We start from the raw sequence: 22,980 nt of genomic DNA, 5'->3' as shown, positions 1-22,980 counted from the left end.
CTACTGCGCCAGCGCCGGATAGTCGTGTTGGACGGCCTCCCGGATCCAGCCCGCCTGGATCGCGCGAAACAGGATCTGCGCCGTCTTGATATCATTTGCCTTCACGCAGAGGTCGACGATGCGGCGGACCGCATCGTCGCGCATCAGATCGTCTGCGATCTTCATCGCAATTTCCATCGCGACGCGGGCTGCACGTTCAAAGCGCTCACGTTCGCGCTTATCAGCCTGTGCGGAGCCTCCGACAGCCTCCGCGCCCGCTCTCGCAGCCTCGCAGATGTTACGAATGCGCTCCGCCGCGTCGATATCGCCGATCGGTCCCTGGATCGGCTCATCCCAGATGTCGGCCGGCTGCCGCCTTGCAAACCACTTCATTGCCCCACCCGTGGCCTTTATTGGCTTGCACTATTCAGGACGTGCGGCGCGGCCCGATCGCCTCGAACTGCGCCTTCTGCTCGTCGTTGAGCGTGGCGTAGAAATCATCGAGCGCCGCGCGCACCGACTTGATCCCGTCCAGCATCGCATCGAGCCGTTTGCGGATTGTGGCCATGCGTGCCGGCGGTGTCATCACATCATTGGGCTCGCAGCCCGCCTTGAGCGATGCGCTGACCTTGGCGCTGGTATCCTGGAGCACCTGGAGCGCCGCACGCTGGGTGTCGCTCGGACGAAGCCTCTCATCGATCGCAGCACCGGGCCAATCGAACGCGGCGGTCACATTGCAAGACTGCACCGACGCTTCCCTCGCATTGTTCGGTGCCGTCGCACGACGCTGATCCTCGGCCAGCGCATTGAAGCGCGCCTTCTGCTCGTCGTTCAACGAGCCATAGAATTGGTCGAGCGCGGGCTGGACCAGCTCGACAGCCTTCTGCATCGCCTCGATGCGCTGCTGCATCGCTGCGAGCCGGCCGGGCGCCGTCGCTGCGGCCTGCGTCGGACAGGATGTGCGGATCAGCGCTGCCGCGTCGACTGAGGCATTGCCGAGCGCATCGAGAGCGGCGCCCTGCGCATCTGTCGGCTGCACCGCGGATGCGATCTGATCGATCGGTAGTCCGGCGATGGCACGGCGGTCACTGCCGCAGAGCTGATCGAGCGGTGCGCTACGCGCCCGTCGTCGTCCCTGCGGTTGCTGCGGCAGATAGGCCGACAGGCGATCATAGCCATAGGGGCCGAAAATGCCTGCATAGATGTCCGGATAGCCGTACCCCCAGAAGCCGAGCCCGTCGCCCCAGATCGTGTAGTCGTAAAGGTCGTTATAGGCGAACGGCCAGAACAGCGGCCCGACCCAGCCATAGCCGCCGCCCGCATGCTGCCACCATCCGCTGCTTGCGCCGCTCCAGCCGGCCAATGCGGCTGCTGCCACGATCTGTGTACGCGCTGCCGGATTGCTGATCAGCCGGCCGTTCCGGAATGCGCTGGTGTTCAGGGCATTGCGGAAGCTCGCGGGGCGGATCGCCGCATTGCGGATCTGACCGAAGTTGGGCCCGCCGCGTCGGACCCCGGACGTGAACCGCATGCCGCGATGATGCCCGCCGGCATGCCCATGTCCACCGCCGTGGCCACGGAAATGTCCGCCGCCGTGATGGCCACCGCCATGCCCGCCTCCATGGCCGCCTCCATGGCCACCGCCATGTCCGCCCTTCGCCAGAGCCGCGCCCGCCAGCATGCAGGCAAGCGCCATCGCGGCAATTCCAATGACCGGTCGCACCATCGCATCCTCCCGCAGAGCCGCGCCATTGAGGCATCGGAACTTGGCGGGAATTGGAACCGACAGGATTGCCGAAAGTTCCCGCCCCCGACCGGTGGACGGCATGGGCCCTGCGGCGGCTTTGTTGTGCCGAAGGCCTACGCCTCCGGCACGATCTTGCCGGGGTTGAAGATGTTGAGCGGATCGAGTGCCTTCTTCAGTGCCCGCATCGCATCGAGCGCCTCGGGGCCGAGTTCCGCCTTAAGGTATTTCTGCTTGCCCTGGCCGATGCCGTGCTCGCCGGTGCAGGTGCCGTCCATCGCCTGCGCGCGCTCGACCAGGCGATGCATGAACTCTTCGCCGCGCGCCATCTCGGCCGCGTCGTTGGTGTCGCAGACCAGCGAGCAATGGAAATTGCCGTCGCCGACATGGCCGACGATCGGCGACAACAGATTGAGGCGCTTGAGATCTTCCTCGGTCTCGCTGACGCAATCGGCAAGCCGCGAGATCGGCACGCAGACGTCGGTTGCGACCACGCCGATGCTGTCGCCGGGCCGCAGCGCCTTCACCGACCAATAGGCGTCGTGCCGCGCCTGCCACAGCTTCGTGCGATCCTCCGGCTTGGTGGTCCAGGAGAATTCGCCGCCGCCGCAATCCCTCGCAATCTCACCGAACGCCTTGGACTGCTCGGCGACCTCGATCTCGCTGCCGTGGAATTCCATCAGGAGCAGCGGCGTCTCCGGCAGCGTCAGCTTCGAATAGGCGTTACAGGCTTGCACCTGCGCGGCATTGAGCAGCTCGATGCGCGCCACGGGAATGCCGGTCTGGATCGCCAGGATCACGGCCTGACAGGCCCCGTGCACGCTCTCGAACGACACCGCACCGGCCGCGATCGTCTCGGGGATGCCGCGCAGGCGGATGGTCAATTCCGAGATGATGCCGAGCGTGCCTTCGGCGCCGACGAACAGATGGGTGAGGTCGTAGCCGGCGGATGACTTCTTGGCGCGCGTGCCCGTGGTGATGATCTCGCCGTCGCCGCGCACCACCTTCAGCGCCAGCACGCTCTCGCGGATGGTGCCGTAGCGCACTGCATTGGTGCCGGAGGCGCGGGTCGAGGCCATGCCGCCGAGCGAGGCATCCGCGCCGGGATCGATCGGGAAGAACAGGCCCTGGTCGCGTAGATGCTCGTTGAGCGCCTTGCGGGTGACGCCGGGCTGGATCACGCAGTCGAGGTCCTCGGCGTGGACCGCGAGCACCTTATTCATGTCACGCAGGTCGATCGAGATACCGCCGGCCGGCGCGTTGACCTGGCCCTCGAGCGAGGTGCCGGTGCCGAAAGGAATGACGGGGACACGGTTCTTGGCGCAGATCCGCACCACGTCCTGGATGTCGGCGGTCTCCTGCGCCATTACCACGCCATCAGGCGGCTGGTTGGGAATCCAGGTGGTGGTATGGCCGTGCTGCTCGCGCACGGCCTGCGAGGTGATGAGGCGGTTGCCGAAGCGTGCGGCAAGCTGCTCCAGTGCGCTCGCGAGGGCTTTCGGCTCCGGCCGCGGCGGATTATTGGTGATGGTCGTACCCACGGAATTCCTCCCGACAGAAGAACCGTGGCAAAGGACATAAAACCGGTCAAGTCAAGCGACCGGACGCATAGCTGGAAGAAAACATGCCGGAGACTGCCGCCTCAGCGCCCCAAGCACAGCCATTCCGCGCCTCGATCATGCAGATCGAGCCGCAATGGATCGATTATAACGGCCATCTCAACATGGCCTATTACAACGTGATGTTCGACCGCGCGATCGACCAGCTCTGGGCCGAGCTCGGCATCGGGCCGACTTACATGAAGGAACGCCACGGCTCGACCTTCACCGCCGAATGCCACGTGCGTTACTTGCGCGAAATCCACCTCGGCGATCCCGTGCAGATCTTGGTCTGGCTGCTGGAGGCCGACGACAAGCGGCTGCACACGTTCGAGGAGATGCGGCACGCAAGCGAAGGCTGGCTGTCGGCGACGTCCGAGAACATGTCGCTTCATATGGACATGAACTCGCGCAAGGTTGCGCCTTTTCCGCCGGATATAAGCGAGCGCATCGCTGCGGTCACAAAGGCCCACAGCGCGGTCTCGCGCCCCGAGGCCATCGGCCGCAACGTGGCGATGCCCTCGAGGCGGTAGCGCGTGATCCGGCGCACTAGACCCTGTTGCGGCCGCGGGCCAGGCCGACCACGGCCGAGACCAGGAACAGAACGACCGCGATGAAGAAGATGATCTTGGCGATCTCGATCGAGGCGCCGGCAATGCCGCCGAAGCCCAGGATGCCGGCGATCAATGCGATAACCAGAAACGTCACAACCCAGCCAAGCATGGTAAAATCCTCGTCTTGATGTCTGTCTGCGTTTGGCGCGGCTGGCCGCGCCACCTGCCCAGACAATCTCGAGGCGGGAACGATGGTTCCGATCCGCGCAGGGTGGAAATTCGAAAGGCCCGCAGGAACAAATTGGCCTGCCGCGCACGTGGAAAACCTCATTCCGCCGCCCCATATAGGCACCATCCCTGTTAGAAGGCTCCCTTCCGCCACCCCGCGGTGCCATCGTGGGGCCAATGATTCGCATGACCGAGCCAAGCAAGATCACGTCCCAGAACGTCCCCGACCACCAACCCGCAGCCGGCGGCATTGCCGCGCGTGCGCGCGCCTCGGTGGGCCCGAAATATCTGTCCGGGCTCAATCCGGAGCAGCGCGAGGCCGTGGAGACGCTGGACGGCCCGGTCCTGGTGCTGGCCGGCGCCGGGACCGGCAAGACGCGCGTGCTGACGACGCGTATCGCCCATATCCTGAGCCAGGGCCGCGCCCGCCCCGCCGAGATCCTGTCGGTGACCTTCACCAACAAGGCGGCGCGCGAGATGAAGCACCGGCTCGGCCAGATGCTCGGCCATGCCGTCGAGGGCATGCCGTGGCTCGGCACCTTCCACTCCATCGGCGGCCGCATCCTGCGCACCCATGCCGAGCTGGCGCAGCTCAAGTCCAACTTCACCGTGCTCGACACCGACGACCAGGTGCGGCTGCTGAAGCAGCTGCTGCAGGCCGAGAACATTGACGACAAGCGCTGGCCAGCACGCATGCTCGCCGGCCTGATCGACGGCTGGAAGAACCGCGGCCTGATGCCGTCGCAGGTGCCGTCAGGCGAAGCCGCCATGTTCGGCAACGGCAAGGGCGGCAAGCTCTATGCGAGCTATCAGGAGCGGCTGAAGATTTTGAACGCGGCCGATTTCGGCGATCTGCTTTTGGAAGATATCCGCATCTTCCGCGAGCATCCGGATATTCTCAGGCAGTACCAGCAGCGTTTCAAATTCATCCTGGTCGACGAGTACCAGGATACGAACGTCGCTCAATATCTGTGGCTGCGGCTGCTGTCGCAGGCGCCGTCGTCCCCGTCCTTCGCCTCTCCCCGCTTGCGGGGAGAGGCCGACGCGCAAAGCGCGGCGGGTGAGGGGGACTCTCCGAGCACCGCGCTCGTGGAGACTCCCCCTCACCCCGACCCTCTCCCCGCAAGCGGGGCGAGGGAGCAGACGCCCCCCACCAAGAACATCTGCTGCGTCGGCGACGACGACCAGTCGATCTATGGCTGGCGCGGCGCCGAGGTCGACAACATCCTGCGCTTCGACCACGATTTTCCTGGCGCCAAGGTCATTCGCCTGGAGCGCAACTATCGCTCGACCGGCCACATCCTCGCCGCCGCCTCGCACCTGATCGCGCACAATGAAGGCCGGCTCGGCAAGACGCTGCGCACCGAGGACCAGGACGGCGAGAAGGTCACGGTAACGGGCTCGTGGGATTCGGAAGAGGAAGCCCGCGGCATCGGCGAGGAGATCGAGCAGATCCAGCGCAAGGGCGAGAAGCTCAACGAGATCGCGATCCTGGTGCGCGCCTCCTATCAGATGCGCGAGTTCGAAGACCGCTTCGTCACGCTCGGCCTGCCCTACCGCGTCATCGGCGGCCCTCGCTTCTACGAGCGCGCCGAAATCCGCGATGCGCTGGCGTACTTGCGCGTCATCAACTCGCCGGCCGACGACCTCGCCTTCGAGCGTATCGTCAACGTGCCCAAACGAGGCCTCGGCGACGCTACCGTGCAGATGCTGCACGACCACGCCCGCAAGCGCCGCATTCCCTTGTTCGAAGCGGCGCGCGCCGTAGTCGAGACCGACGAGCTGAAGCCGAAGGCACGCGGCTCGCTTCGCGAGGTCGTCGCCCAGTTCGACCGCTGGCGCGCCCAGCGCGAGGTCACCGCGCACACCGACCTCGCCCAGATCGTGCTCGACGAGAGCGGCTATACCGAGATGTGGCAGAAGGACCGTTCGGCGGACGCCGCAGGCCGGCTGGAGAATTTGAAAGAGCTGGTGCGCTCGATGGAGGAGTTCGAGAACCTGCAAGGGTTCCTCGAGCACATCTCGCTGGTGATGGACCGCGACAGCGGCGCCGATGAGGACGCGGTGTCGCTGATGACGCTGCATTCGGCCAAGGGGCTCGAATTCGACAACGTGTTCCTGCCCGGCTGGGAGGAGGGCCTGTTCCCGAGCCAGCGCACGCTGGACGAACAGGGCCGCGCCGGCCTCGAGGAGGAGCGTCGGCTCGGCCATGTCGGCCTGACCCGCGCCCGCCGCCGCGCCATGATCTATTTCGCCACCAACCGCCGGATCCACGGCACCTGGTCGACCACGATCCCGTCGCGCTTCCTCGACGAACTGCCGGCGGCCAATGTCGAGATCACCGAATCCAAGGGCGGCTCGGCCTGGGGCGGCACCGGCGGCTACGGCGCCTCACGCTTCGACGACATGGAGGCATTCGGCTCCACCTATTCGACGCCGGGCTGGCAGCGCGCGCAGGCCAACCGCAACCGGGGCGGCGGCCGCAATGGCGGCGGTGGCGGCGGCGTTAGAAGCGGCGGCTTCGAGGAAGAGGCTGCGACGTTCTCATCCTCCTCGTCATCAGGCCCCGACTTCGGCAGCTTCTCCTCGCGCCGCCGCGGTCCCCTGACGATCGAGGGCGAGCTGGTCGCCAAATCCACCGGCACAACTTCCGAATTCTCGCTGTCCGACCGCGTCTTCCACCAGAAATTCGGCTACGGACGCGTCACCAAGATCGACGGCAACAAGCTCACCATCGCCTTCGACAAGGCCGGCGAGAAGAAGGTCGTGGACAGCTTTGTGCAGCGGGCGTGAGCGCCCGATATGGCTCAGTATGTTGCCATCATCGAAGACACCGATCCCGACGCTGTCAGCCTGTGGTTTCCCGACCTGCCCGGCTGCATTTCCGGCGGCGACGATGTCGAGGAGGCCCTGGAGAGTGCACCCGAGGCACTCGCCTTCTATGCGCAGGAGCTGATCGCGGACGGCCGGCAGCTTCCTCCGCCCAGAACATTGGACGAGCTCAAGGCCGAGCCTGAGTTCGCCGACGACCTCAGGAAACACACGGTCGCCCTGATCGAATGGCCGCCCCGTGAAGACGCCGACGAGTGAGGACTGTTCGCCGCACTCGCCGGGCCTTCGACAGTTCTCGTCCGAACAGCCCTTGACCAGCCCGAACTTCCCCGTATCAGATGCAACCATGGTCCGGGGCATCGCACTGATCTTGCTGGCATTGGGGATGCCGTCGCTTAGCGCGGCGGAGACCATGAGCTTTGGCGATTCGATCGGGCTCCTGGCCAAGAGCTGCGGTGCGGAAATCGTCGCCAATTGCCGCGGCGTCAACCCGGATTCGACCCGCCTGAAGGAGTGCCTGTCGCGCAACCGCGACGTGCTGTCCCAGCAATGCGCGAGCGACTATCTCGGCGCGTTCGACGCCATCCAGAAGCGCGTCGCCGCGCGCGTCACGGTGGCGAACGCCTGCCAGCGCGAGATCGTCAAGGTCTGCGGCGGCTCGACCAAGGAGACCAGCAAGTCGATCCCCTGCCTGGTTTCGACGCCCAAGGGCATCAGCAACAACTGCCTGAAAGCCGTCGACGACGCGGGGTACCGCTGATGCGCGCGAGCAGGCTTTTCATTGCCGGAACTGCGGTCGCGCTCGGCCTCGCTTTGCTCGCGGGCACTGCCGTCGCCCAGACGGCGGCGCCGACCCGCGACGACATCGTCGGCAAGCTCAACCATTTCGAAGAAGCCGCCGAGGTCGACCTTCCCGCGCTGAAGCAGCAGGTGATGGAGCGCGCCAAGGCCAGGATCAAGAACGATCCGGGTCCGGTGAACCGGCCGCCGATCGCGCCTGATCTCGCCAAGCTGCCCGCCTTCAACGCGCAGATCCAGTTCGATGCCGACACGCCGATCATCCAGCCGGCCTCCTACCAGACCGTCGGCCGCATCGCGGACGCGCTGGTTCATTCCTCGCTGCTGCCCTACACGTTCCTGATCGTCGGCCACGTCGAATCCAACTCGAAGACGCGCGAGGCCAACGCGATCCTGAGCCAGCGCCGCGCCGACGCGATCCGCGACGTGCTGGTGAACACGTTCAAGATCTCGACCAAGCGGCTGCATCCGATCGGGCTCGGCGAGGAGCAGTTTCTCGACCGGGCCAAGCCGACCTCGGCCGTCAACGGCCAGTTGCAGATCCTGACCTACGCCAAGGTGCCCGAGGAGGCGCCTGCGCATCCGGCTGCGGCGCCTGCGCCTGCGGCGAAAAAGCCCGCCAAGAAGCGCTGAGCAAACGCAACTTCGCACCCGACGGAACCCTTTGAAGTCCCGATCGTTTTGTAGCCTGTTCGGGGCGCACAAATGCGGTTTCACGCGACAAAAGCGCCGGTTTGTGCACCGCCCGGTCCAGTGCTATAGCCTCTGTTCGCCCTTCCCCGACCCCGTGCTGCATGAGACCGAAATGGGTGGCTATTTTCAGCGCCAACTTGCCGTTTATGTCGAGTACCATCGCGACCCCCGGAACACGGCGATGCATGTGGTCGGTATTCTCCTGTTGTTCACCGGCGCCGTGATGCCGCTGACGCTGGTCAGGCTTCCGCTGTTCGGTTTCGATGTCAGCCTCGCGGTGATCCTGGCGTTGCCGGTCCTGATATATTGGCTGCTGCTCGATGTGGCGCTCGGGATCGGCATTCTGGCGGTCTCGATCGTGCTGTTTTCCGTTGCGACGACCGTTGCGGCGCAAGTCGGCACCGCGACGATGTGGGCGATTTTCGCCGCGCTGGTGGCGCTCGGCCTCGCCGCGCAGGCCATCGGTCACAAGGTTTTTGAGGGCCGCGAAGCCTCGTTGTTCACTTTTCCTTCGCATCTTTTGCTTGGACCGATGTTCGTGATGGCAAAATTATTCATTGCATTGGGCTTCCGTCGCGACCTTGCCGCGATTCTGGCGCCTCTTCCGGCCAATTCCCTTTCAACCCGATAGCTCTAGACGCGAAACAGCAACCTTCTGCATGGCTCTCGTACTGGTTACCGGTGGCAGTGGCTTCATCGGACATCACCTCGTCGAAGCGCTCCGCGCCCGTGGGCAGCGGGTGCGCGTTCTCGATGTCCGCGCGCCGGCCGCGGCCAACGCGGACGTTGAATTCGTCCACGGCTCGGTGCTCGACGGCGCAGCGGTCGATACTGCGATCGCCGGGGTCGATCAGGTCTATCACCTCGCCGGCCTGCCCGGCATGTGGGTCGCCAACAAGCAGGACTTTCACGAGGTCAACTGTCGCGGCACCGAAATCGTGCTCGCGGCCGCAATGAAGCGCGGCGTGTCGCGCTTCCTGCATTGCTCGACGGAATCGATCCTGTTCCCCTATTCCGACCTCAAAGGCGCAGCCGCCGAAGAGGCGCTACAGCCGGCCGACGCGATGCCGGGCGCCTATACGCGGTCGAAGTCGCTCGCCGAGCATCATGCCGCGAAAGCGGCGGCCAGCGGCTTTCCGCTCGTGATCGGCACGCCGACCATGCCGATCGGCGCGGCCGACCACAATCTGACGCCGCCGACGGCGATGCTGTGGTACTTCCTGCAGAAGAAGGTGCAGCCGCATCTCAACTTCCTGGTCAACCTCGTCGACGTCCGCGACGTGGCCATGGGCCTCGTGCTGACCATGGAGCGCGGCCGCATCGGCCAGCGCTACATCCTCGGCGGCGACTGCGTCCCGCTCGGCAACATCCTGCGGATGATGTCGGCGATGAGCGGCCGCCGGCAGTTCCCGGTCGTCGTGCCCGGCAAGATCGCCGAGCTCTCCGGCATCATGCTCGAATACCTCGCCGATCGCGTCACGCGGCGGCCGCCCAATGGCACCGCCGAGGGCGTGCGCATTGCGCTCGCCGCGAGCGACCTCTCGATCGGCAAGGCGCGCACCGAGCTCGGTTACGCGCCGCGTCCGATCGAGCCCGTGCTGCGCGAAACCATCACCCATCTGCTCGCCCGCAACGGCCAGCAGCCCTCCGGCGCCATCAAGCATCACGCGCTCTCCTCGCGCGCGAGCTGAAGCCGCCGCCCAACGCAAAGAACCTTCATGTCCTTCGATTTCAGCAAGCTTCTCTCTGTCGCCTGGGGTGGCTGGACCACGACCTGGCCGACGCAACTGCTCGCCCTGATCTGGCTCGCCTGGCTCGCCAGCTGGGTCGGCGCCTCGTTCTGGCAGGGCCGCACCCAGAAGCAGGTGCTGACGCTGGAGTCGGGCCGCTATCGCATCCCGATCCTGGTCGGCGGCATCCTGTTCACGCCGTGGACCGCGGAAGTGCTCGGTGAGAAGCCGCTCTGGGTGTTCAGCAATACCGCTGTCTACATCACGGCGCTGATCGTGCTCGCCGGCATCTCCTTCACCTGGTGGGGACGGCTGCATCTCGGAAAGTTCTGGTCGAACACCATCACCCACAAAGAAGACCACCGCGTCGTCGACACCGGGCCGTACGGCATCGTGCGCCATCCGATCTACACCGGCCTGATCGCGGGCATGCTCGCCACCGGCATCGCAGTCGGCACCGTCACCGCGATCCTCGGCGCGATCCTGATCTCGCTCGGCATGTGGCAAAAGGGCCGGATGGAAGAGGTGTTCCTCTCCAAGGAGCTTGGCGAAGACGCCTACGGCGCCTATTGCCGGCGCGTGCCGATGATCATCCCGTTCCTGTCGCCGCGGTGAGGGCTTAGCAGCTCGCCTCACTCTCGTGTCCCGGACGCGCTGCAACGCCCTTGGCGTTGCTGCGCAGAGCCGGGACCCAGATAGCGACGTACTACATGGCGGTGAGATGGGCCCCGGCTCTGCATCGCACCGCGAAGACGCGCTGGGCTGCGTCCGGGGCACCAAGCGCGTGCTTGGACGCACCAAGGAACCGCCCCTCCCCAAGCCCGTTATCCCTCGACAGCTGCCACCTGCGCGAGCATCGAGCCATGTCGGACGCCTACGATTATTTTCGCGAGCATGCGATCGCCGCTGTCCGCAAGGCGCGGGCGCTGCCGCGCGGGCGACCGAAGCAGAAGCAGCGCACGGTGGCGCGGGTCTATCATCTGCTGTCCAAGGAGGCCGCGCTGGTGCCGAACATCCATCACCTCGACGATTTTCGTGCGGCACGGCGACTGGAGCGGCAGATCCCTCGCTGATCTCCGGGCAAGCCCCGCCAGCGTTCGTCCCATGCAAAATCGATCGGCTGCCATTCCGCGGGAATAGGCCCGGCCGGCGCCCCGCACAGGTTGACGTCTGCCCCGTCAGCCAGTTGGATGCGCGCGCAAACAGGGGCCCTCTCATGACCTTCTCCAGCATCTTTGCGCAGTTCGTTGCGCTCCTCGGCGGCGTCGCACTGCAATGGCGGAAGCTGTCGGGCACCGTGCCTGCGCCGGCCTGGGGAGAGAAGCCCGCCATTCCCGAAGCCAAGCCGCAAGGCGCGATCCCGACCTTGAAGATGCCGACCGCGCGCGGCTGGAGCGAGGGCCAGAAGCCGACGGTCGCTCCCGGGCTCAAGGTCAACGCGTTCGCGACCGGGCTCGACCATCCGCGCTGGATCGAGGTGCTGCCCAATGGCGACGTGCTGATTGCGGAGGCGACGCAGATCGCGGGCGCACCGCGCAGCGTGTTTCATTACGCGATGCAGGCAACGATGCGGCGCGCCGCGGCGCTCGGCGTGTCCGCCGACCGCATCACGCTGCTGCGTGACACGGACGGCGACGGCGTCGCCGAGCAACGCGGCGCCTTCATGGAAAATCTCAGCCAGCCGTTCGGCATGGCGCTGGTCGGCGACACCTTCTATGTCGGCAATACCGACGGCGTGATGGCGTTTCCCTATGTCGGGGGTGCCGACCGCATCACCGCGCCGGGCAAGCGGCTCACGACGTTCAAGCCAAGCGGACACTGGACCCGCAGCCTGCTGGCAAGCCCCGACGGCAAGAAGCTCTATGCCGGCGTCGGCTCGCTCAGCAACATCGCCGAGATGGGCATGGAGGTCGAGGAAGGCCGCGCCGCGGTCTACGAGCTCGACCTCGTTGCCGGCACGCACCGCATTTTCGGCGCGGGCCTGCGTAACCCGGTCGGGCTTGCGTGGGAGCCGAATACGGGTGTGCTCTGGACCGTCGTCAACGAGCGCGACGGGCTCGGCGACGAGACGCCGCCGGATTATTTGACGTCGGTGCGCGACGGCGGCTTCTACGGCTGGCCCTATTGCTATTGGGGCAAGACGGTGGACGACCGCGTGCCGCAGGATCCTGCGATGGTCGCCAAGGCGCTTCAACCGGACTACGCGCTCGGCGGCCACACCGCCTCGCTCGGCCTGTGCTGGATGCCCGCAGGCACGCTGCCGGGCTTCCCCGACGGCATGGTCATCGGCCAGCACGGCTCGTGGAATCGCAGCACGCTGTCCGGCTACAAGCTGGTGTTCATCCCGTTCGAGAACGGCAAGCCGTCCGGCCCCGGTCGCGACATCCTGTCGGGCTTCCTGTCCCCGGACGAGAAGGAATCCTACGGCCGCCCGGTCGGTGTCGTGATCGGCCCCGACAAGAAATCACTGCTGATGGCGGACGACGTCGGCAACGTGATCTGGCGCGTCACGGGCGCGTAAAGGATCACGTCCCCACACACAGCGTGGCGCGCTGCTTCTTCAGCAGCGCGATCACCGACAGCGCGGTGATCAGGCCGGTCTTTGGATTTTCGGATGGGATGTTCTCGATGCCCATCGAGAACCGCGCCGAATCCGCCTCGACCTCGATGCGGTGAACGTTGCGCGTCACGGTCGGGTCGGCCCAAACCTGGATCTCGGTACGATCGGGCCCTATTCCCGCCAGCGACAGCGCAACGGCGACATTGACGTTCGCCGGAAAGCCCTTCGCCGCTTCGCGTGCGCTGCCCTCGAACAGCTTGAGCGGCTCGCGCAGATTGTCGATGTCGATCTTGTTCTGCACGATGAAGGGCGCGCCCTTCAGCCCGTCGATCGGCTTGCGCGTCACCATCTTCACGGAATGAATGGTGCCGATTGCGGCGGCGTTGACGGCGTCGAGCCCGATCAACGCGCCGGTCGGCACGATGATGCGGCCGCCATTGGCGCGGGCGAGATCGACGAGATCGAAATTGTCGAGCAGGCCACCGACGCTCACGACGACCACCGCCTTGCCGCGCTTCACGGCGGGCTCGACGATCGCGCGCAACTGGCTGCTCGGTGCGCACTCGACCACGATGTCGGCGACCTCGCCGAGCTGATCGATCGGAAGGATCTTCGGCGGATGACGCAGACCGCCGATGAAGACCTGATGCTTGGCGGGATCGCGCACAGCCGCGGCCGACAGCGCCAGTCCCTCAATGCCCTGATCGAGCGCGGTCGCGATCTTCGTGCCGATCGAGCCCAGCCCGGCGATGGCGACCCGCAACTCGCTCGAAGCTCTCTGTTCAGTCATCGCACTCACCTAAGGTCCGAGCTTCCGTCATAGCCCCTCACGCCTCCCGCGCATAGCTGCGCAGGCGCGCCTCGAGCACCGCCAGCATGGCATCGCGGGCCGGATCGCGCGAGCCGCGCAGCCACGCGGCGGCGAGCGGCAGCCGGCCGACCGGCCCGCTCTGCCTTGGCCGCAGCGGCACGAAGCGCACGCCCGTGACCGCCATGCGCGCCGTCCAGCGCGGCACGATCGCAACTCCGAGCTTCGTGGCCACCAGGTTGATGATGGTCTGTTTCTCGTCGGCGACCTGCACGATGCGCGGCGTCAGGCCTGCCTGCTCGAACAGCTTGATCGTGAGGTCATGGCTGTGCGGCCGGGAGCGGCGGTCCGGCACCAGCATCGCCTCGTCGGCGATGTCGGCCAGCTTAATCGACTTGCGCGCGGCCAGCGCGTGCCGCTGCGGGAACGCCACGATCGCGGTCTCCTGAAGCAGATCGCGGAATTCGAGGCGCTTGTCCGCACGATCGGGCCGGCGAACGAAGGCGAGATCGAGCGCGCCGGTCAGGATCTTCGGCAGCAACCGGATGGTCTTGTCCTCGAGCAGCTGCACCGCGATGTCAGGATGCTTGGCGCGGAAGTCGCGCAAGAGCGGCGGCAGCAACCCGGCGGCTGCGCTGTCGATGGCGCCGATCCGGAGCCGCCGCGCAGTCCCCGCCCGGGAGCGGTTGCGCAGATTGCTCTCGACCGCCTCGACCTTGGCGAGGATGACGCGGGCATCGCGCAGCGGCGTCGCGCCGTCCTCGGTGAGCGACACTGCACGCGTCGTCCGCGCGAACAGCCGCGTGCCCAGATCCTCCTCCAGCAGCCTGATCTGGCGGCCAAGCGCGGAAGGCAGCATCTGGAGCTGCTGCGCCGCCCGGCCGAAATGCAGCTGCTCGGCCGCCGCCACGAAGCACCGGAGCTGATGCAATTCCATTCCGCAAATCCTCTCGCCTCGCGAGGATTATATCATTTTTTTGTATAAACCAGCGCCAATTGAATCCGCCCTGCACTCCCGTCTAGATTCGCTGGCGACGCAGACAGCCAGATATGCCGGCGCGATCTCTCACACGGAGCATTCTCATGCGCACTCATTCGATCGCAGCCATTCCCGCCGACGGCATCGGCCCCGAGGTGATCTCGGCCGGGATCCGCGTGCTGGAGGCGCTGGCAAAACGCAGCGGCGACCTCGCCTTCAGCGTCAGGACGTTCGACTGGGGTTCGGACTATTACAAGAAGCACGGCGTGATGATGCCGGCCGACGGCCTCACCGAGTTGAAGAAGTTCGACGCGATCTATTTCGGTGCGGTCGGCGCGCCTGATGTGCCCGACCACATCACGCTGTGGGGCCTGCGCCTGCCGATCTGCCAGGGCTTTGACCAATATGCCAATGTGCGGCCGACCAAGATCTTGCCCGGCGTCGCCTCGCCGCTGCGCAATGTCGGTGTCGGCGATCTCGACTGGGTGATCGTGCGCGAGAACTCGGAGGGCGAATATGCCGGCATGGGCGGCCGCGCCCACAAGGGCCTGCCGGAAGAGGTCGGCACCGAGGTCGCGATCTTCACCCGCGTCGGCGTCACCCGCATCATGCGCTATGCGTTCCAGCTCGCACAGTCGCGCCCGCGCAAATTCCTGACCGTCGTGACCAAGTCGAACGCGCAGCGCCACGGCATGGTGATGTGGGACGAGATCGCGGCCGAGGTCGCGACCGAATTCCCCGACGTGACCTGGGACAAGATGCTGGTCGATGCCATGACGGTGCGCATGACGCTGCATCCGAAAAGCCTCGACACCATCGTCGCGACCAATCTCCATGCCGACATCCTGTCCGACCTCGCCGGCGCGCTGGCCGGCAGCCTCGGCGTGGCGCCGACCGGCAACATCGATCCGCAGCGCCGTTTCCCCTCGATGTTCGAGCCGATCCACGGCTCGGCCTTCGACATCACCGGAAAGGGCATCGCCAATCCGGTCGCGACCTTCTGGACCGGCGCGCAGATGCTCGAGCATCTCGGCGAGAAGGACGCCGCTTCAAGGCTGATGGCGGCGGTCGAGCGCGTCTGCGCGGCGGGCGTGCTGACGCCGGATGTCGGCGGCAAGGCGACGACAAAGGAAGTGACGGATGCCGTGATCGACGCGATCAACGGCTCGAATGTGTGATCGCCCCTCGACGTCATGGCCGGGCTTGTCCCGGGCATGACGGGTGTGAATTAACTACCTCCGCCCCGCCGGAGGAGCCGGCGTCGCCATCGCGGCGGCCGGCTCCGGCGGTGCCAGATGGCGCGGCACGATGATGGTCTGTCCGGGCGTGAGCTGCGCGTTCTCTGCAAGCGAGTTGCTCTGCGCGAGAGTCCACAGCGGCACGCGATTGGCGGCGGCGATGCTCTCCATGGTGTCGCCGCGCCGCACCGGCACCCGCACGCCACTATCCCACAATTCGACCAGCGTATCCGCAGGCACCAGATAACGCAGCGGCACGGCACCGGCCTGGGTCTGCGGCGGAATGCGCGGCAGCTGGGTCACCATCTCGACGATCTGGCGATGGATGTCGTCGGATTTCTCGATGTTGATGTGCGAGACGCGGCTGTTTTCCTTCAGATCGTAGCTCGCATAATGACCGCGAAAGCCGGGGACCGCGACGACGTCGCCGCCGCCGAGCACGCTATCGGACAGGAAGATGTTGATGAAGCGCTCGACATTGAGCGGCACGTCACCGGTCGCATGCGCGGGATCGATGGCGATGACGAGGCTGATCGGGATGCTCTCCTTTGCCGCCATCTCGGAGATGACGATCGAGCACAGACCACCCATGGAGTGCCCGATCAGCACGATCGGCGCCGCCTTCTCCTTGTAGCTGGCGATGACGCGGTTGCCGATGAACCGGCAGAGGGTGAATTCGTAGACATCGGCGGAAAAGCCGGCCTGTGTCAGCTTCTCGCCGAGCCGGTCCATGCCGGTCGAGAAGATCGGGCCCATGGCGCCGCGGAACAGATAGACGTTCGGCGGCGGCGACGGCTCGAACGGCGGAGGCGGCGGCGCGGCGGGTGCGGCCGCGGTGGCCTTGGACTTGGCAGGTGAGGCGGCGGCCATGCCGGGGCTCAGGGCGAGCAGCGCAACGGCTGCCAGCGCGACTAGTCGCCTCAAATCAATCATCAATCCAGCAGTCCCACGACGGGAGGCGATCACCTCCCCCGCCGGCTTAGTGACGGCCGATTGGGTGGAATTTGGGGCACGGAACCGGCTATCTCCTCCGAGTGCGAACTCTCACCGCACGCCTGGCGGCGCGACCGGACTTTGCGACGATTGGCCCCAGTCCTCGCGCGCGAACGGCTAAAATGGCAGCATCCGGTTCAACAATTCGAGCAGCGTGCGCTGCTCGGCCTCGCTGAGCGGCGCCAGCATCTTCCGATTATAGGGCTCCGTCAGCCTTGCACCCTCCGCAATGAGCTTTGCGCCCTTCGGCGTCAGCATGAGCTCGACGGCGCGGCGATCGGACTTCGAGCGGTTGCGCTTGATGAAGCCGGATGATTCCAGCTCGTTCAGGATCTTGATCAGGTTCGGCAGCCGCAGCCGCAGCAGGCCGGCGAGGCTGCTCGGCGGAACGCCCGGATTGTCGCGAATGACGGCGAAGATCGCATAGGTCGCGGGCGTCAGACCCAAGGCGGCGAACTCCTCGTAGAAGCCCTCGAAGAATCTCAGCTGCGCCAGGCGCAGCATGAAGCCGGGGGTGCGCTGGAGCGCGCGCAGGTCCAGCGATTTCTCCGTCTGCTGAGCGGACTTTTGCGGAGCGGATTTGGCTCCGCTTAGAGGCTTCGGGCTCATGATTCTCAATCCCAGGGACGGCCGAATTGACACTCTCAAAAATAGTTATAAAATATAACTATTATTCAGCGGCACCAAGACCGCCTATCGGCATCCTGAACGACCAGTCGGGTCCGTTCGCGAGCTACCAGGGCATCGGCTCGGTCGTTGCCGCCAAAATGGCCGTCGAGGATTTTGGCGGAAAGGCCGCCGGCAAGCCGGTCGAGGTCGTCGCGGCCGACCACCAGAACAAGACCGACATCGGGATCGGCATCGCGCGGCGCTGGTACGAGAACGACAGCGTCGATGCGATCTTCGATCTCCCGAACTCGTCGATCGCGCTTGCGGTGGCCGGCATGAGCGCCGAGAAGAACAAGGTCTTCGTCGGATCGGGCGCCGGAACAGTGCTGCTGACCGGCGAGAAATGCACGCCGAACACCGTGCACTGGACCTACGACACCTATTCTTACGGCCGCGGTCTCGGCAAGGCGATCGTCCAGCAGGGCGGCAAGAAATGGTTCTTCATCACCGCCGACTACGCCTTCGGTCATGATCTGGAAAAGCAGGCTGCGGAGGCCGTGAAAGCGGCCGGTGGCGAGGTGCTCGGCAGCGTACGGCATCCCTTGGGAACGGCCGATTACGCCTCTTTCCTGCTACAGGCCCAGGCGTCGGGCGCGAACGTCGTCGGCTTCGCCAATGCCGGTGACGACACCATCACGTCGATGAAGCAGGCCGCCGAGTTCGGACTGACCAAGGACCACAAGCTGGTCGGATTGATCCTCGGCATGAACGGGCTTCCCGCACTGGGCCTGAAATTCGCGCAAGGCGCGCAGATCATGAACCCGTTCTACTGGGATCTGAACGACGGCACGCGGGCCTTCGCAAAACGCTTCGCCGAACGGATTCCCTCGAAGGCCTATCCGAACGACATGCAGGCCGGCGTCTATGCCTCGGTCATTCACTATCTCAAGGCGGTCGACAAGGTCGGAGGCGCCAAGGATGGCAAGGCCGTCGTCGCCGCAATGAAGGAGATGCCGACCGACGATGTTCTGTTCGGCAATGGCTATATCCGCAAGGACGGACGCAAGATCCACCCGCTCTACCTGTTGCAGGTCAAGTCGCCCGAGGAATCGACCTCGGCGTGGGATCTGCTGAAGGTCGTCGCCACCATCAAGGGCGAGGACGCGTTCCGCTCGGAGAGCGATGGCCAGTGCCCGCTCAGCAAACCATAGAAGCGGAGCTGACCATGAGCGGCATCGCCTCCAGTCAGGTCGACCCGTTTGCGCCTGACTTCCTGTTGAACCCCTATCCTGCCTATGCGGCGCTACGCGCGCTCGGGCCCGTGTTCGCGCTGGAGCGTTACGGCGTGTGGGCGATGGCGGGCTATGGCGAGGTCGAGCCGGCCTTGAAGGACTGGAAGACGTTCATCAGTGGCGAGGGCGTCGGGCTCAACGGGATGAACCCTGCGCTGCCAAAGCCGCTGACGCTCCAGATCGATCCGCCCGATCACGACAAGGGCCGGCGGGTCCTCGGCCGCACGCTGTCTCCGGGCGTCGCGAGGAAGCTGCGCGAGACGTTTCAGCAGGAGGCGGAGAAGAAGGTCACGGAGCTGATCGACAAAGGCACGTTCGATGCCGTCACCGATCTTGCCGAAGCCTATCCGATGAAGGTGTTTCCGGATGCGATCGGCATCCGGGCGGACGGCCGCGAGAAGCTGCTGGCCTGGAGCACATTCGTGTTCGACAGCTTTGGCCCCGAGAACGAGATGCTAGCGGCTTCACGCAAGGAAGGCCTCGCCGCCCAGAGCTGGATCATGGACTGCTGCGCACGAGATGCGTTGCGGCCCGACAGCCTCGGCATGATGATCTACCAGGCAGCCGACGACGGCGAGATTACCGAGCACGAGGCGACGCATCTGGTGCGGCCGTTCCTCACGGCGGGGATCGACACCACCGTCAACGGCATCGGCAACACCCTGCTCGCGCTCGCCACCCATCCGGATGAATACCGCAAGCTCCACCACAGGCCGGAGTTGGCGCGCAACGCTTTCGAGGAAGGCCTGCGCTACGATTCACCGGTGCAGACGTTCTTTCGAACCACCTCGCGCGACGTCGAGATCGGCGGCGGCGTGATCCCGGCACACCGCAAGGTGCTGCTGTTCATGGCCTCCGCCAACCGCGATCCGGCCCGATGGGACGAAGCCGATCGCTTCGAGGTCGAACGGACCGCGACCGGCCATGTCGGCTTCGGCGCAGGCATCCACGCCTGCGTCGGTCAGATGATCGCGCGTCTGGAAGGCGAATTGATCTTCAGCGAGCTTGCGAGGCGCGTGAAGACCATCGAGCTCACGGCGGAGCCGAAACGCAGGCTCAACAATTCCCTGCGCGGGCTGGAGAGCATGCCGGTCCGCGTGACGCCCGCTTAGGCGGCATCACGCGGGGGAGGATGCGACGGCTCAGTTCCTTGCCGGCGCCGTTGCGGCCGCCGAGCGCGCCTGCCGCGGTGCGCCAGGTTCGGCGACCGGGACCGCCGCCGGCGCGCGCGAGCGCATGATGGCGGCGTCGATCTCGGCGATGACGCGGCGCTGGATCGCCTCGTTCTTGTCGATCGAGATATGGCCGACGCCGGTGCCGCGCACGTCGACATTGTCGAGCTTGCCGCGGAAACCGTCGGCACGCTTGACCGGCTCACCGGGGCCGTCGCCGATATAGATGTTGATGTAACGCTCCGCGCCGGTCGAGAGCTTGGTCTTGAACACGGAATCGAGGCCGATCGCGAGCTTCACGGGCACGCCCAGCCGGTTGAGTTTCGCGATCATGTCGGGCAGCGCGGTCGCGCCGGAGGAATGGCCGACCAGGACGATGGTCTTGAGCCGGCCGGCCTTGTAGGCGGTCGCGGCTTCATCGGCGAGCGAGGACCAGGAGACGAAGTTGGCGACCGTCACCGGGATGCCCTGCGCCTGGAGCCGGGCGCCGATCGTGTCGAGGCCGAGCGAGAAGATGTTGAGCACGCCGCGGAGCAGATAGACATGCGTGGTCGCGACCTGGGCTTGGCTCGGGGCCGCCCGGGCCGTGGTCGGGCTGATGGCAACAGCTGACAGCAGGAGCAGGCCCATCGCCCATACACGGAGGGCGGACAATTGGCTGACGCCGGCGGTGTGACGGCCGTTCGGTCTCATCGATCTTTTCCCTGGGGACAATACGCTTTGCGATTGGTCGGAATCGTAGCCATGGCCTGCTCGCAGACGCAACAAAGAGCCGCGTGAATGGCAATCTTAGCCACAGCCCGTGACCATCGCGCAACACCTGCCCGAAACCTGCCACCGAAGGGCCTGTTTTGAGACCATTTTTCTCTCGCCAATTGCGGCCCGGCAAAGGCGTTCTTATCTCAGGGCTCCGCTGACCCGCCCTTCCCGGCAGGTTCCAGCCTCCCTCCCCAGACCTTGCCCCCTCAGCCTGACGGCCATCCATGTCCTCCATCATCTCCGTCGCCAACCTGTCGAAGACCTATGGGTCCGGCTTCAAGGCGCTCAAGAACATCAATCTCGACATCAAGCGGGGCGAGATTTTTGCGCTGCTCGGCCCGAACGGTGCCGGCAAGACCACGCTGATCTCGATCATCTGCGGCATCGCCAACCCCAGTGAAGGCAAGGTTCTGGTCGGCGGCGAGAACATCCAGACCTCCTACCGCAAGGCGCGCTCGCTGATCGGCCTCGTGCCCCAGGAATTGCACACCGACGCCTTCGAGAGCGTGTGGGCGACCGTGAGCTTCTCCCGCGGCCTGTTCGGCAAGCCCAAGAATCCTGATCACATCGAGAAGGTGCTGAAGGACCTCTCGCTGTGGGACAAGAAGGACAACAAGATCATCACGCTCTCCGGCGGCATGAAGCGTCGCGTGATGATCGCCAAAGCGCTATCGCACGAGCCGCAGATCCTGTTCCTGGACGAGCCCACTGCCGGCGTCGACGTCGAGCTGCGCAAGGGCATGTGGGAAGTGGTGCGCACCCTCCAGCAGTCCGGCGTCACCATCATCCTCACCACGCATTACATCGAGGAAGCCGAGGAAATGGCCGACCGCATCGGCGTCATCAACAAGGGCGAGATCGTGCTGATCGAGGACAAGGCGACGTTGATGCAGAAGCTCGGCAAGAAGCGGCTGACGCTGCATCTGCAGGGCAAGCTCGACGCGCTGCCGGAGAGCCTTGGGCATTACGAGTTGGAGCTCTGCGATGCCGGCGCGACGCTGGTCTACGATTACGACACCAAGGGCGAGCGCACCGGCATCACCAGCCTGCTCGGCGATCTCCGCACCGCCGGCATCCGCTTCAACGATCTCGACACGACGCAATCGTCGCTCGAGGACATCTTCGTCGATCTCGTGAGGACGTCATGAACCACCGCGCCATCCGCGCCATCTATCTGTTCGAAATGGCGCGCACCTGGCGCACGCTGCTGCAAAGCATCGTCTCGCCTGTGGTCTCCACTTCGCTCTATTTCGTGGTGTTCGGCGCCGCGATCGGCTCTCGCATCAGCCAGGTCGAGGGCGTCAGCTACGGCACCTTCATCGTGCCGGGCCTGATCATGCTTTCGGTGCTGACCCAGAGCATCGCCAACGCCTCGTTCGGCATCTACTTCCCGAAATTCACCGGCACGATCTACGAGATCCTGTCGGCACCGATCTCCTATTTCGAGATCGTGCTCGGCTATGTCGGCGCCGCCGCGACCAAGTCGATCATCTTGGGCCTGATCATCCTGGCGACCGCCGGATTATTCGTGCCGCTGCATATCCACCATCCGATCTGGATGCTGGCCTTCCTGGTGCTGACGGCAGTGACGTTCAGCCTGTTCGGCTTCATCATCGGCATCTGGGCCGACGGCTTCGAGAAGCTGCAGATGATCCCGATGCTGGTGGTGACGCCGTTGACCTTCCTCGGCGGCAGCTTCTATTCCATCGACATGCTGCCGCCCACCTGGCGCACGGTGGCGATGCTCAACCCGGTCGTCTATCTGATCTCCGGCTTCCGCTGGAGCTTTTACGAGATCGCGGACGTCAGCATGTCCGTCAGCGTCGGCATGACGACGGCGTTCCTGGTGATCTGTCTCGTCGTGATCTGGTGGATTTTTCGGACGGGGTATCGGCTGAAGAATTGACGCGACCTCACCGATAGCAATGGAAGCGGTGATAGCCGTCGTAATAGCCGTGGCAGCGGTGACGGTAGTGACGATGAGGAATGCCGAGCACACCCTCGACCGCACCAACGGCGCCGCCGACACCGGCACCGACGACGCCTCCGACCGCACCGCCCACGGGGCCGGCAATCCGGTTGCCCTCGTAAGAGCCTTCCTGGGCGCCGCGGACGATGCCCTGGGCGTGGCCGGCCTGCGGTAGCGACAACAGCGCGAGCAGGATGGCGGCGGCTGCGAACACCAGGCGGAAGGCTAAACCGGCCGGCGACGGCGCGGCGGCGATGCGGGCTTTGTTCATCTTCGATCCCAAACGGTGAATGGCGGCGAGCGCCGCCTGTCGAGGCAGGTGATCGTCAACGCACTGGGCGGCCAAATGGTTGCGCCTTTGTGACGAATTGTCGGCGTTATGAACGGCGCGCCGCTCGCGAAAATGTCAGCGCCACCGCGCGCGGCGCGGCACAAAGCGGCCTTG

Annotated in this window: 25 protein-coding genes; 15 read left to right on the top strand and 10 right to left on the bottom strand. The window is 65.4% G+C overall.

The features are described 5' to 3' along the window. From CIT37_RS11445 to CIT37_RS11435, 3 genes are all read right to left on the bottom strand, one after another. Nucleotides 1-372, bottom strand: a complete 372-nt coding sequence (locus CIT37_RS11445) for a hypothetical protein (RefSeq protein ID WP_028145489.1) — start codon at nt 370-372, stop codon at nt 1-3. Between the two features lie 34 nt (nt 373-406). Further along, on the bottom strand, nt 407-1,705 hold the full coding sequence (locus CIT37_RS11440) for a Spy/CpxP family protein refolding chaperone (protein WP_095426086.1): 1,299 nt from the start codon (nt 1,703-1,705) through the stop codon (nt 407-409). A 134-nt stretch (nt 1,706-1,839) separates the two neighbouring features. Beyond that, nucleotides 1,840-3,264, bottom strand: a complete 1,425-nt coding sequence (locus CIT37_RS11435; RefSeq protein WP_028145491.1) for an FAD-binding oxidoreductase — start codon at nt 3,262-3,264, stop codon at nt 1,840-1,842. Between the two features lie 83 nt (nt 3,265-3,347). Between CIT37_RS11435 and CIT37_RS11430 the strand changes: the two genes are divergently transcribed. Further along, the gene (locus CIT37_RS11430) at nt 3,348-3,854 is read left to right on the top strand and encodes a thioesterase family protein (protein WP_095426085.1); all 507 of its coding nucleotides are present in this window, start codon (nt 3,348-3,350) and stop codon (nt 3,852-3,854) included. A 16-nt stretch (nt 3,855-3,870) separates the two neighbouring features. On the opposite strand, the gene CIT37_RS11425 is transcribed toward CIT37_RS11430, so the two are convergent. Continuing rightward, on the bottom strand, nt 3,871-4,044 hold the full coding sequence (locus CIT37_RS11425) for a DUF1328 domain-containing protein (protein ID WP_018319670.1): 174 nt from the start codon (nt 4,042-4,044) through the stop codon (nt 3,871-3,873). A gap of 236 nt (nt 4,045-4,280) precedes the next feature. Between CIT37_RS11425 and CIT37_RS11420 the strand changes: the two genes are divergently transcribed. From CIT37_RS11420 to CIT37_RS11380, 9 genes are all read left to right on the top strand, one after another. Next, complete coding sequence (locus tag CIT37_RS11420) at nt 4,281-6,896, top strand: ATP-dependent helicase (protein ID WP_038947647.1); 2,616 nt, start codon at nt 4,281-4,283, stop codon at nt 6,894-6,896. Nucleotides 6,897-6,905: 9 nt separating this feature from the next. Continuing rightward, nucleotides 6,906-7,193: a type II toxin-antitoxin system HicB family antitoxin gene (locus CIT37_RS11415; RefSeq protein WP_038947648.1), complete on the top strand. Its 288-nt coding sequence runs from the start codon at nt 6,906-6,908 to the stop codon at nt 7,191-7,193. Between the two features lie 88 nt (nt 7,194-7,281). Next, the gene (locus CIT37_RS11410; RefSeq protein WP_038947649.1) at nt 7,282-7,695 is read left to right on the top strand and encodes a hypothetical protein; all 414 of its coding nucleotides are present in this window, start codon (nt 7,282-7,284) and stop codon (nt 7,693-7,695) included. Next, a complete protein-coding gene (locus tag CIT37_RS11405) occupies nt 7,695-8,366 on the top strand; it encodes an OmpA family protein (RefSeq protein ID WP_038947650.1) in 672 nt (223 codons plus the stop codon). The genes CIT37_RS11410 and CIT37_RS11405 overlap by 1 nt, the downstream gene beginning before the upstream one ends. 172 nt (nt 8,367-8,538) lie before the next feature. Then, nucleotides 8,539-9,057 carry an Mpo1 family 2-hydroxy fatty acid dioxygenase gene (locus tag CIT37_RS11400; RefSeq protein WP_028145497.1) on the top strand — a complete coding sequence of 173 codons (519 nt, stop codon included), beginning with the start codon at nt 8,539-8,541 and terminating at the stop codon, nt 9,055-9,057. A 28-nt stretch (nt 9,058-9,085) separates the two neighbouring features. Next, nucleotides 9,086-10,117 (top strand): NAD-dependent epimerase/dehydratase family protein, encoded by a 1,032-nt coding sequence (locus CIT37_RS11395; protein WP_095426084.1) that lies wholly within the window; start codon nt 9,086-9,088, stop codon nt 10,115-10,117. A gap of 27 nt (nt 10,118-10,144) precedes the next feature. Continuing rightward, complete coding sequence (locus CIT37_RS11390) at nt 10,145-10,771, top strand: methyltransferase family protein (protein ID WP_028145499.1); 627 nt, start codon at nt 10,145-10,147, stop codon at nt 10,769-10,771. A 248-nt stretch (nt 10,772-11,019) separates the two neighbouring features. Further along, on the top strand, nt 11,020-11,229 hold the full coding sequence (locus tag CIT37_RS11385; RefSeq protein WP_038947653.1) for a hypothetical protein: 210 nt from the start codon (nt 11,020-11,022) through the stop codon (nt 11,227-11,229). 143 nt (nt 11,230-11,372) lie between these two features. Further along, the gene (locus CIT37_RS11380; RefSeq protein ID WP_095426083.1) at nt 11,373-12,677 is read left to right on the top strand and encodes a PQQ-dependent sugar dehydrogenase; all 1,305 of its coding nucleotides are present in this window, start codon (nt 11,373-11,375) and stop codon (nt 12,675-12,677) included. A gap of 4 nt (nt 12,678-12,681) precedes the next feature. On the opposite strand, the gene CIT37_RS11375 is transcribed toward CIT37_RS11380, so the two are convergent. Both CIT37_RS11375 and CIT37_RS11370 read right to left on the bottom strand, forming a co-directional pair. Further along, nucleotides 12,682-13,506, bottom strand: coding sequence for an aspartate dehydrogenase (locus CIT37_RS11375; RefSeq protein WP_038971229.1), 825 nt, complete (start codon nt 13,504-13,506; stop codon nt 12,682-12,684). Between the two features lie 37 nt (nt 13,507-13,543). Further along, entirely contained in the window at nt 13,544-14,461 is a 918-nt protein-coding gene (locus tag CIT37_RS11370; protein WP_095426082.1) for a LysR family transcriptional regulator, read from the bottom strand. Between the two features lie 146 nt (nt 14,462-14,607). On the opposite strand from CIT37_RS11370, the gene CIT37_RS11365 reads away from it, so the two are divergent. Then, entirely contained in the window at nt 14,608-15,681 is a 1,074-nt protein-coding gene (locus CIT37_RS11365; protein ID WP_028145504.1) for a tartrate dehydrogenase, read from the top strand. A 54-nt stretch (nt 15,682-15,735) separates the two neighbouring features. Here CIT37_RS11365 and CIT37_RS11360 read toward each other — a convergent pair whose 3' ends face one another. Both CIT37_RS11360 and CIT37_RS11355 read right to left on the bottom strand, forming a co-directional pair. Beyond that, nucleotides 15,736-16,674 (bottom strand): LysM peptidoglycan-binding domain-containing protein, encoded by a 939-nt coding sequence (locus CIT37_RS11360; protein ID WP_038971234.1) that lies wholly within the window; start codon nt 16,672-16,674, stop codon nt 15,736-15,738. A gap of 177 nt (nt 16,675-16,851) precedes the next feature. Then, nucleotides 16,852-17,343 carry a MarR family winged helix-turn-helix transcriptional regulator gene (locus CIT37_RS11355; RefSeq protein ID WP_095426081.1) on the bottom strand — a complete coding sequence of 164 codons (492 nt, stop codon included), beginning with the start codon at nt 17,341-17,343 and terminating at the stop codon, nt 16,852-16,854. 26 nt (nt 17,344-17,369) lie between these two features. On the opposite strand from CIT37_RS11355, the gene CIT37_RS11350 reads away from it, so the two are divergent. Beyond that, the gene (locus CIT37_RS11350; protein WP_244611226.1) at nt 17,370-18,554 is read left to right on the top strand and encodes an ABC transporter substrate-binding protein; all 1,185 of its coding nucleotides are present in this window, start codon (nt 17,370-17,372) and stop codon (nt 18,552-18,554) included. A 14-nt stretch (nt 18,555-18,568) separates the two neighbouring features. After that, entirely contained in the window at nt 18,569-19,747 is a 1,179-nt protein-coding gene (locus CIT37_RS11345; protein WP_038947662.1) for a cytochrome P450, read from the top strand. A gap of 30 nt (nt 19,748-19,777) precedes the next feature. Here the strand turns inward: CIT37_RS11345 and CIT37_RS11340 are convergent, their stop codons facing one another. Continuing rightward, entirely contained in the window at nt 19,778-20,500 is a 723-nt protein-coding gene (locus CIT37_RS11340) for a hypothetical protein (protein WP_038947663.1), read from the bottom strand. A 290-nt stretch (nt 20,501-20,790) separates the two neighbouring features. Between CIT37_RS11340 and CIT37_RS11335 the strand changes: the two genes are divergently transcribed. After that, nucleotides 20,791-21,714 (top strand): ABC transporter ATP-binding protein, encoded by a 924-nt coding sequence (locus tag CIT37_RS11335; protein WP_028145510.1) that lies wholly within the window; start codon nt 20,791-20,793, stop codon nt 21,712-21,714. Beyond that, nucleotides 21,711-22,472, top strand: coding sequence for an ABC transporter permease (locus tag CIT37_RS11330; RefSeq protein WP_028145511.1), 762 nt, complete (start codon nt 21,711-21,713; stop codon nt 22,470-22,472). The genes CIT37_RS11335 and CIT37_RS11330 overlap by 4 nt, the downstream gene beginning before the upstream one ends. A 7-nt stretch (nt 22,473-22,479) precedes the next feature. Here the strand turns inward: CIT37_RS11330 and CIT37_RS11325 are convergent, their stop codons facing one another. Beyond that, nucleotides 22,480-22,806: a hypothetical protein gene (locus CIT37_RS11325; protein WP_028145512.1), complete on the bottom strand. Its 327-nt coding sequence runs from the start codon at nt 22,804-22,806 to the stop codon at nt 22,480-22,482. Between the last annotated feature and the right edge of the window lie 174 nt (nt 22,807-22,980).

Source organism: Bradyrhizobium ottawaense (assembly GCF_002278135.3).
In the GTDB taxonomy this organism is placed as follows: Bacteria; Pseudomonadota; Alphaproteobacteria; order Rhizobiales; family Xanthobacteraceae; genus Bradyrhizobium; species Bradyrhizobium ottawaense.
The sequence above is the reverse complement of the archived record's forward strand: the minus strand, read 5'-3'. Positions and strand labels throughout refer to the sequence as shown.

What these genes read in the sequence shown, in the direction of transcription:
- CIT37_RS11345 (WP_038947662.1), top strand. Translation starts at nt 18,569, where the DNA reads ATGAGCGGCATCGCCTCCAGTCAGGTCGACCCGTTTGCGCCTGACTTC.
- CIT37_RS11420 (WP_038947647.1), top strand. Translation starts at nt 4,281, where the DNA reads ATGATTCGCATGACCGAGCCAAGCAAGATCACGTCCCAGAACGTCCCC.
- CIT37_RS11340 (WP_038947663.1), bottom strand. Translation starts at nt 20,500, where the DNA reads ATGAGACCGAACGGCCGTCACACCGCCGGCGTCAGCCAATTGTCCGCC.
- CIT37_RS11405 (WP_038947650.1), top strand. Translation starts at nt 7,695, where the DNA reads ATGCGCGCGAGCAGGCTTTTCATTGCCGGAACTGCGGTCGCGCTCGGC.
- CIT37_RS11445 (WP_028145489.1), bottom strand. Translation starts at nt 372, where the DNA reads ATGAAGTGGTTTGCAAGGCGGCAGCCGGCCGACATCTGGGATGAGCCG.
- CIT37_RS11365 (WP_028145504.1), top strand. Translation starts at nt 14,608, where the DNA reads ATGCGCACTCATTCGATCGCAGCCATTCCCGCCGACGGCATCGGCCCC.
- CIT37_RS11430 (WP_095426085.1), top strand. Translation starts at nt 3,348, where the DNA reads ATGCCGGAGACTGCCGCCTCAGCGCCCCAAGCACAGCCATTCCGCGCC.
- CIT37_RS11415 (WP_038947648.1), top strand. Translation starts at nt 6,906, where the DNA reads ATGGCTCAGTATGTTGCCATCATCGAAGACACCGATCCCGACGCTGTC.
- CIT37_RS11360 (WP_038971234.1), bottom strand. Translation starts at nt 16,674, where the DNA reads ATGATTGATTTGAGGCGACTAGTCGCGCTGGCAGCCGTTGCGCTGCTC.
- CIT37_RS11325 (WP_028145512.1), bottom strand. Translation starts at nt 22,806, where the DNA reads ATGAACAAAGCCCGCATCGCCGCCGCGCCGTCGCCGGCCGGTTTAGCC.
- CIT37_RS11375 (WP_038971229.1), bottom strand. Translation starts at nt 13,506, where the DNA reads ATGACTGAACAGAGAGCTTCGAGCGAGTTGCGGGTCGCCATCGCCGGG.
- CIT37_RS11370 (WP_095426082.1), bottom strand. Translation starts at nt 14,461, where the DNA reads ATGGAATTGCATCAGCTCCGGTGCTTCGTGGCGGCGGCCGAGCAGCTG.
- CIT37_RS11330 (WP_028145511.1), top strand. Translation starts at nt 21,711, where the DNA reads ATGAACCACCGCGCCATCCGCGCCATCTATCTGTTCGAAATGGCGCGC.
- CIT37_RS11425 (WP_018319670.1), bottom strand. Translation starts at nt 4,044, where the DNA reads ATGCTTGGCTGGGTTGTGACGTTTCTGGTTATCGCATTGATCGCCGGC.
- CIT37_RS11385 (WP_038947653.1), top strand. Translation starts at nt 11,020, where the DNA reads ATGTCGGACGCCTACGATTATTTTCGCGAGCATGCGATCGCCGCTGTC.
- CIT37_RS11410 (WP_038947649.1), top strand. Translation starts at nt 7,282, where the DNA reads ATGGTCCGGGGCATCGCACTGATCTTGCTGGCATTGGGGATGCCGTCG.
- CIT37_RS11395 (WP_095426084.1), top strand. Translation starts at nt 9,086, where the DNA reads ATGGCTCTCGTACTGGTTACCGGTGGCAGTGGCTTCATCGGACATCAC.
- CIT37_RS11355 (WP_095426081.1), bottom strand. Translation starts at nt 17,343, where the DNA reads ATGAGCCCGAAGCCTCTAAGCGGAGCCAAATCCGCTCCGCAAAAGTCC.
- CIT37_RS11380 (WP_095426083.1), top strand. Translation starts at nt 11,373, where the DNA reads ATGACCTTCTCCAGCATCTTTGCGCAGTTCGTTGCGCTCCTCGGCGGC.
- CIT37_RS11440 (WP_095426086.1), bottom strand. Translation starts at nt 1,705, where the DNA reads ATGGTGCGACCGGTCATTGGAATTGCCGCGATGGCGCTTGCCTGCATG.
- CIT37_RS11390 (WP_028145499.1), top strand. Translation starts at nt 10,145, where the DNA reads ATGTCCTTCGATTTCAGCAAGCTTCTCTCTGTCGCCTGGGGTGGCTGG.
- CIT37_RS11335 (WP_028145510.1), top strand. Translation starts at nt 20,791, where the DNA reads ATGTCCTCCATCATCTCCGTCGCCAACCTGTCGAAGACCTATGGGTCC.
- CIT37_RS11400 (WP_028145497.1), top strand. Translation starts at nt 8,539, where the DNA reads ATGGGTGGCTATTTTCAGCGCCAACTTGCCGTTTATGTCGAGTACCAT.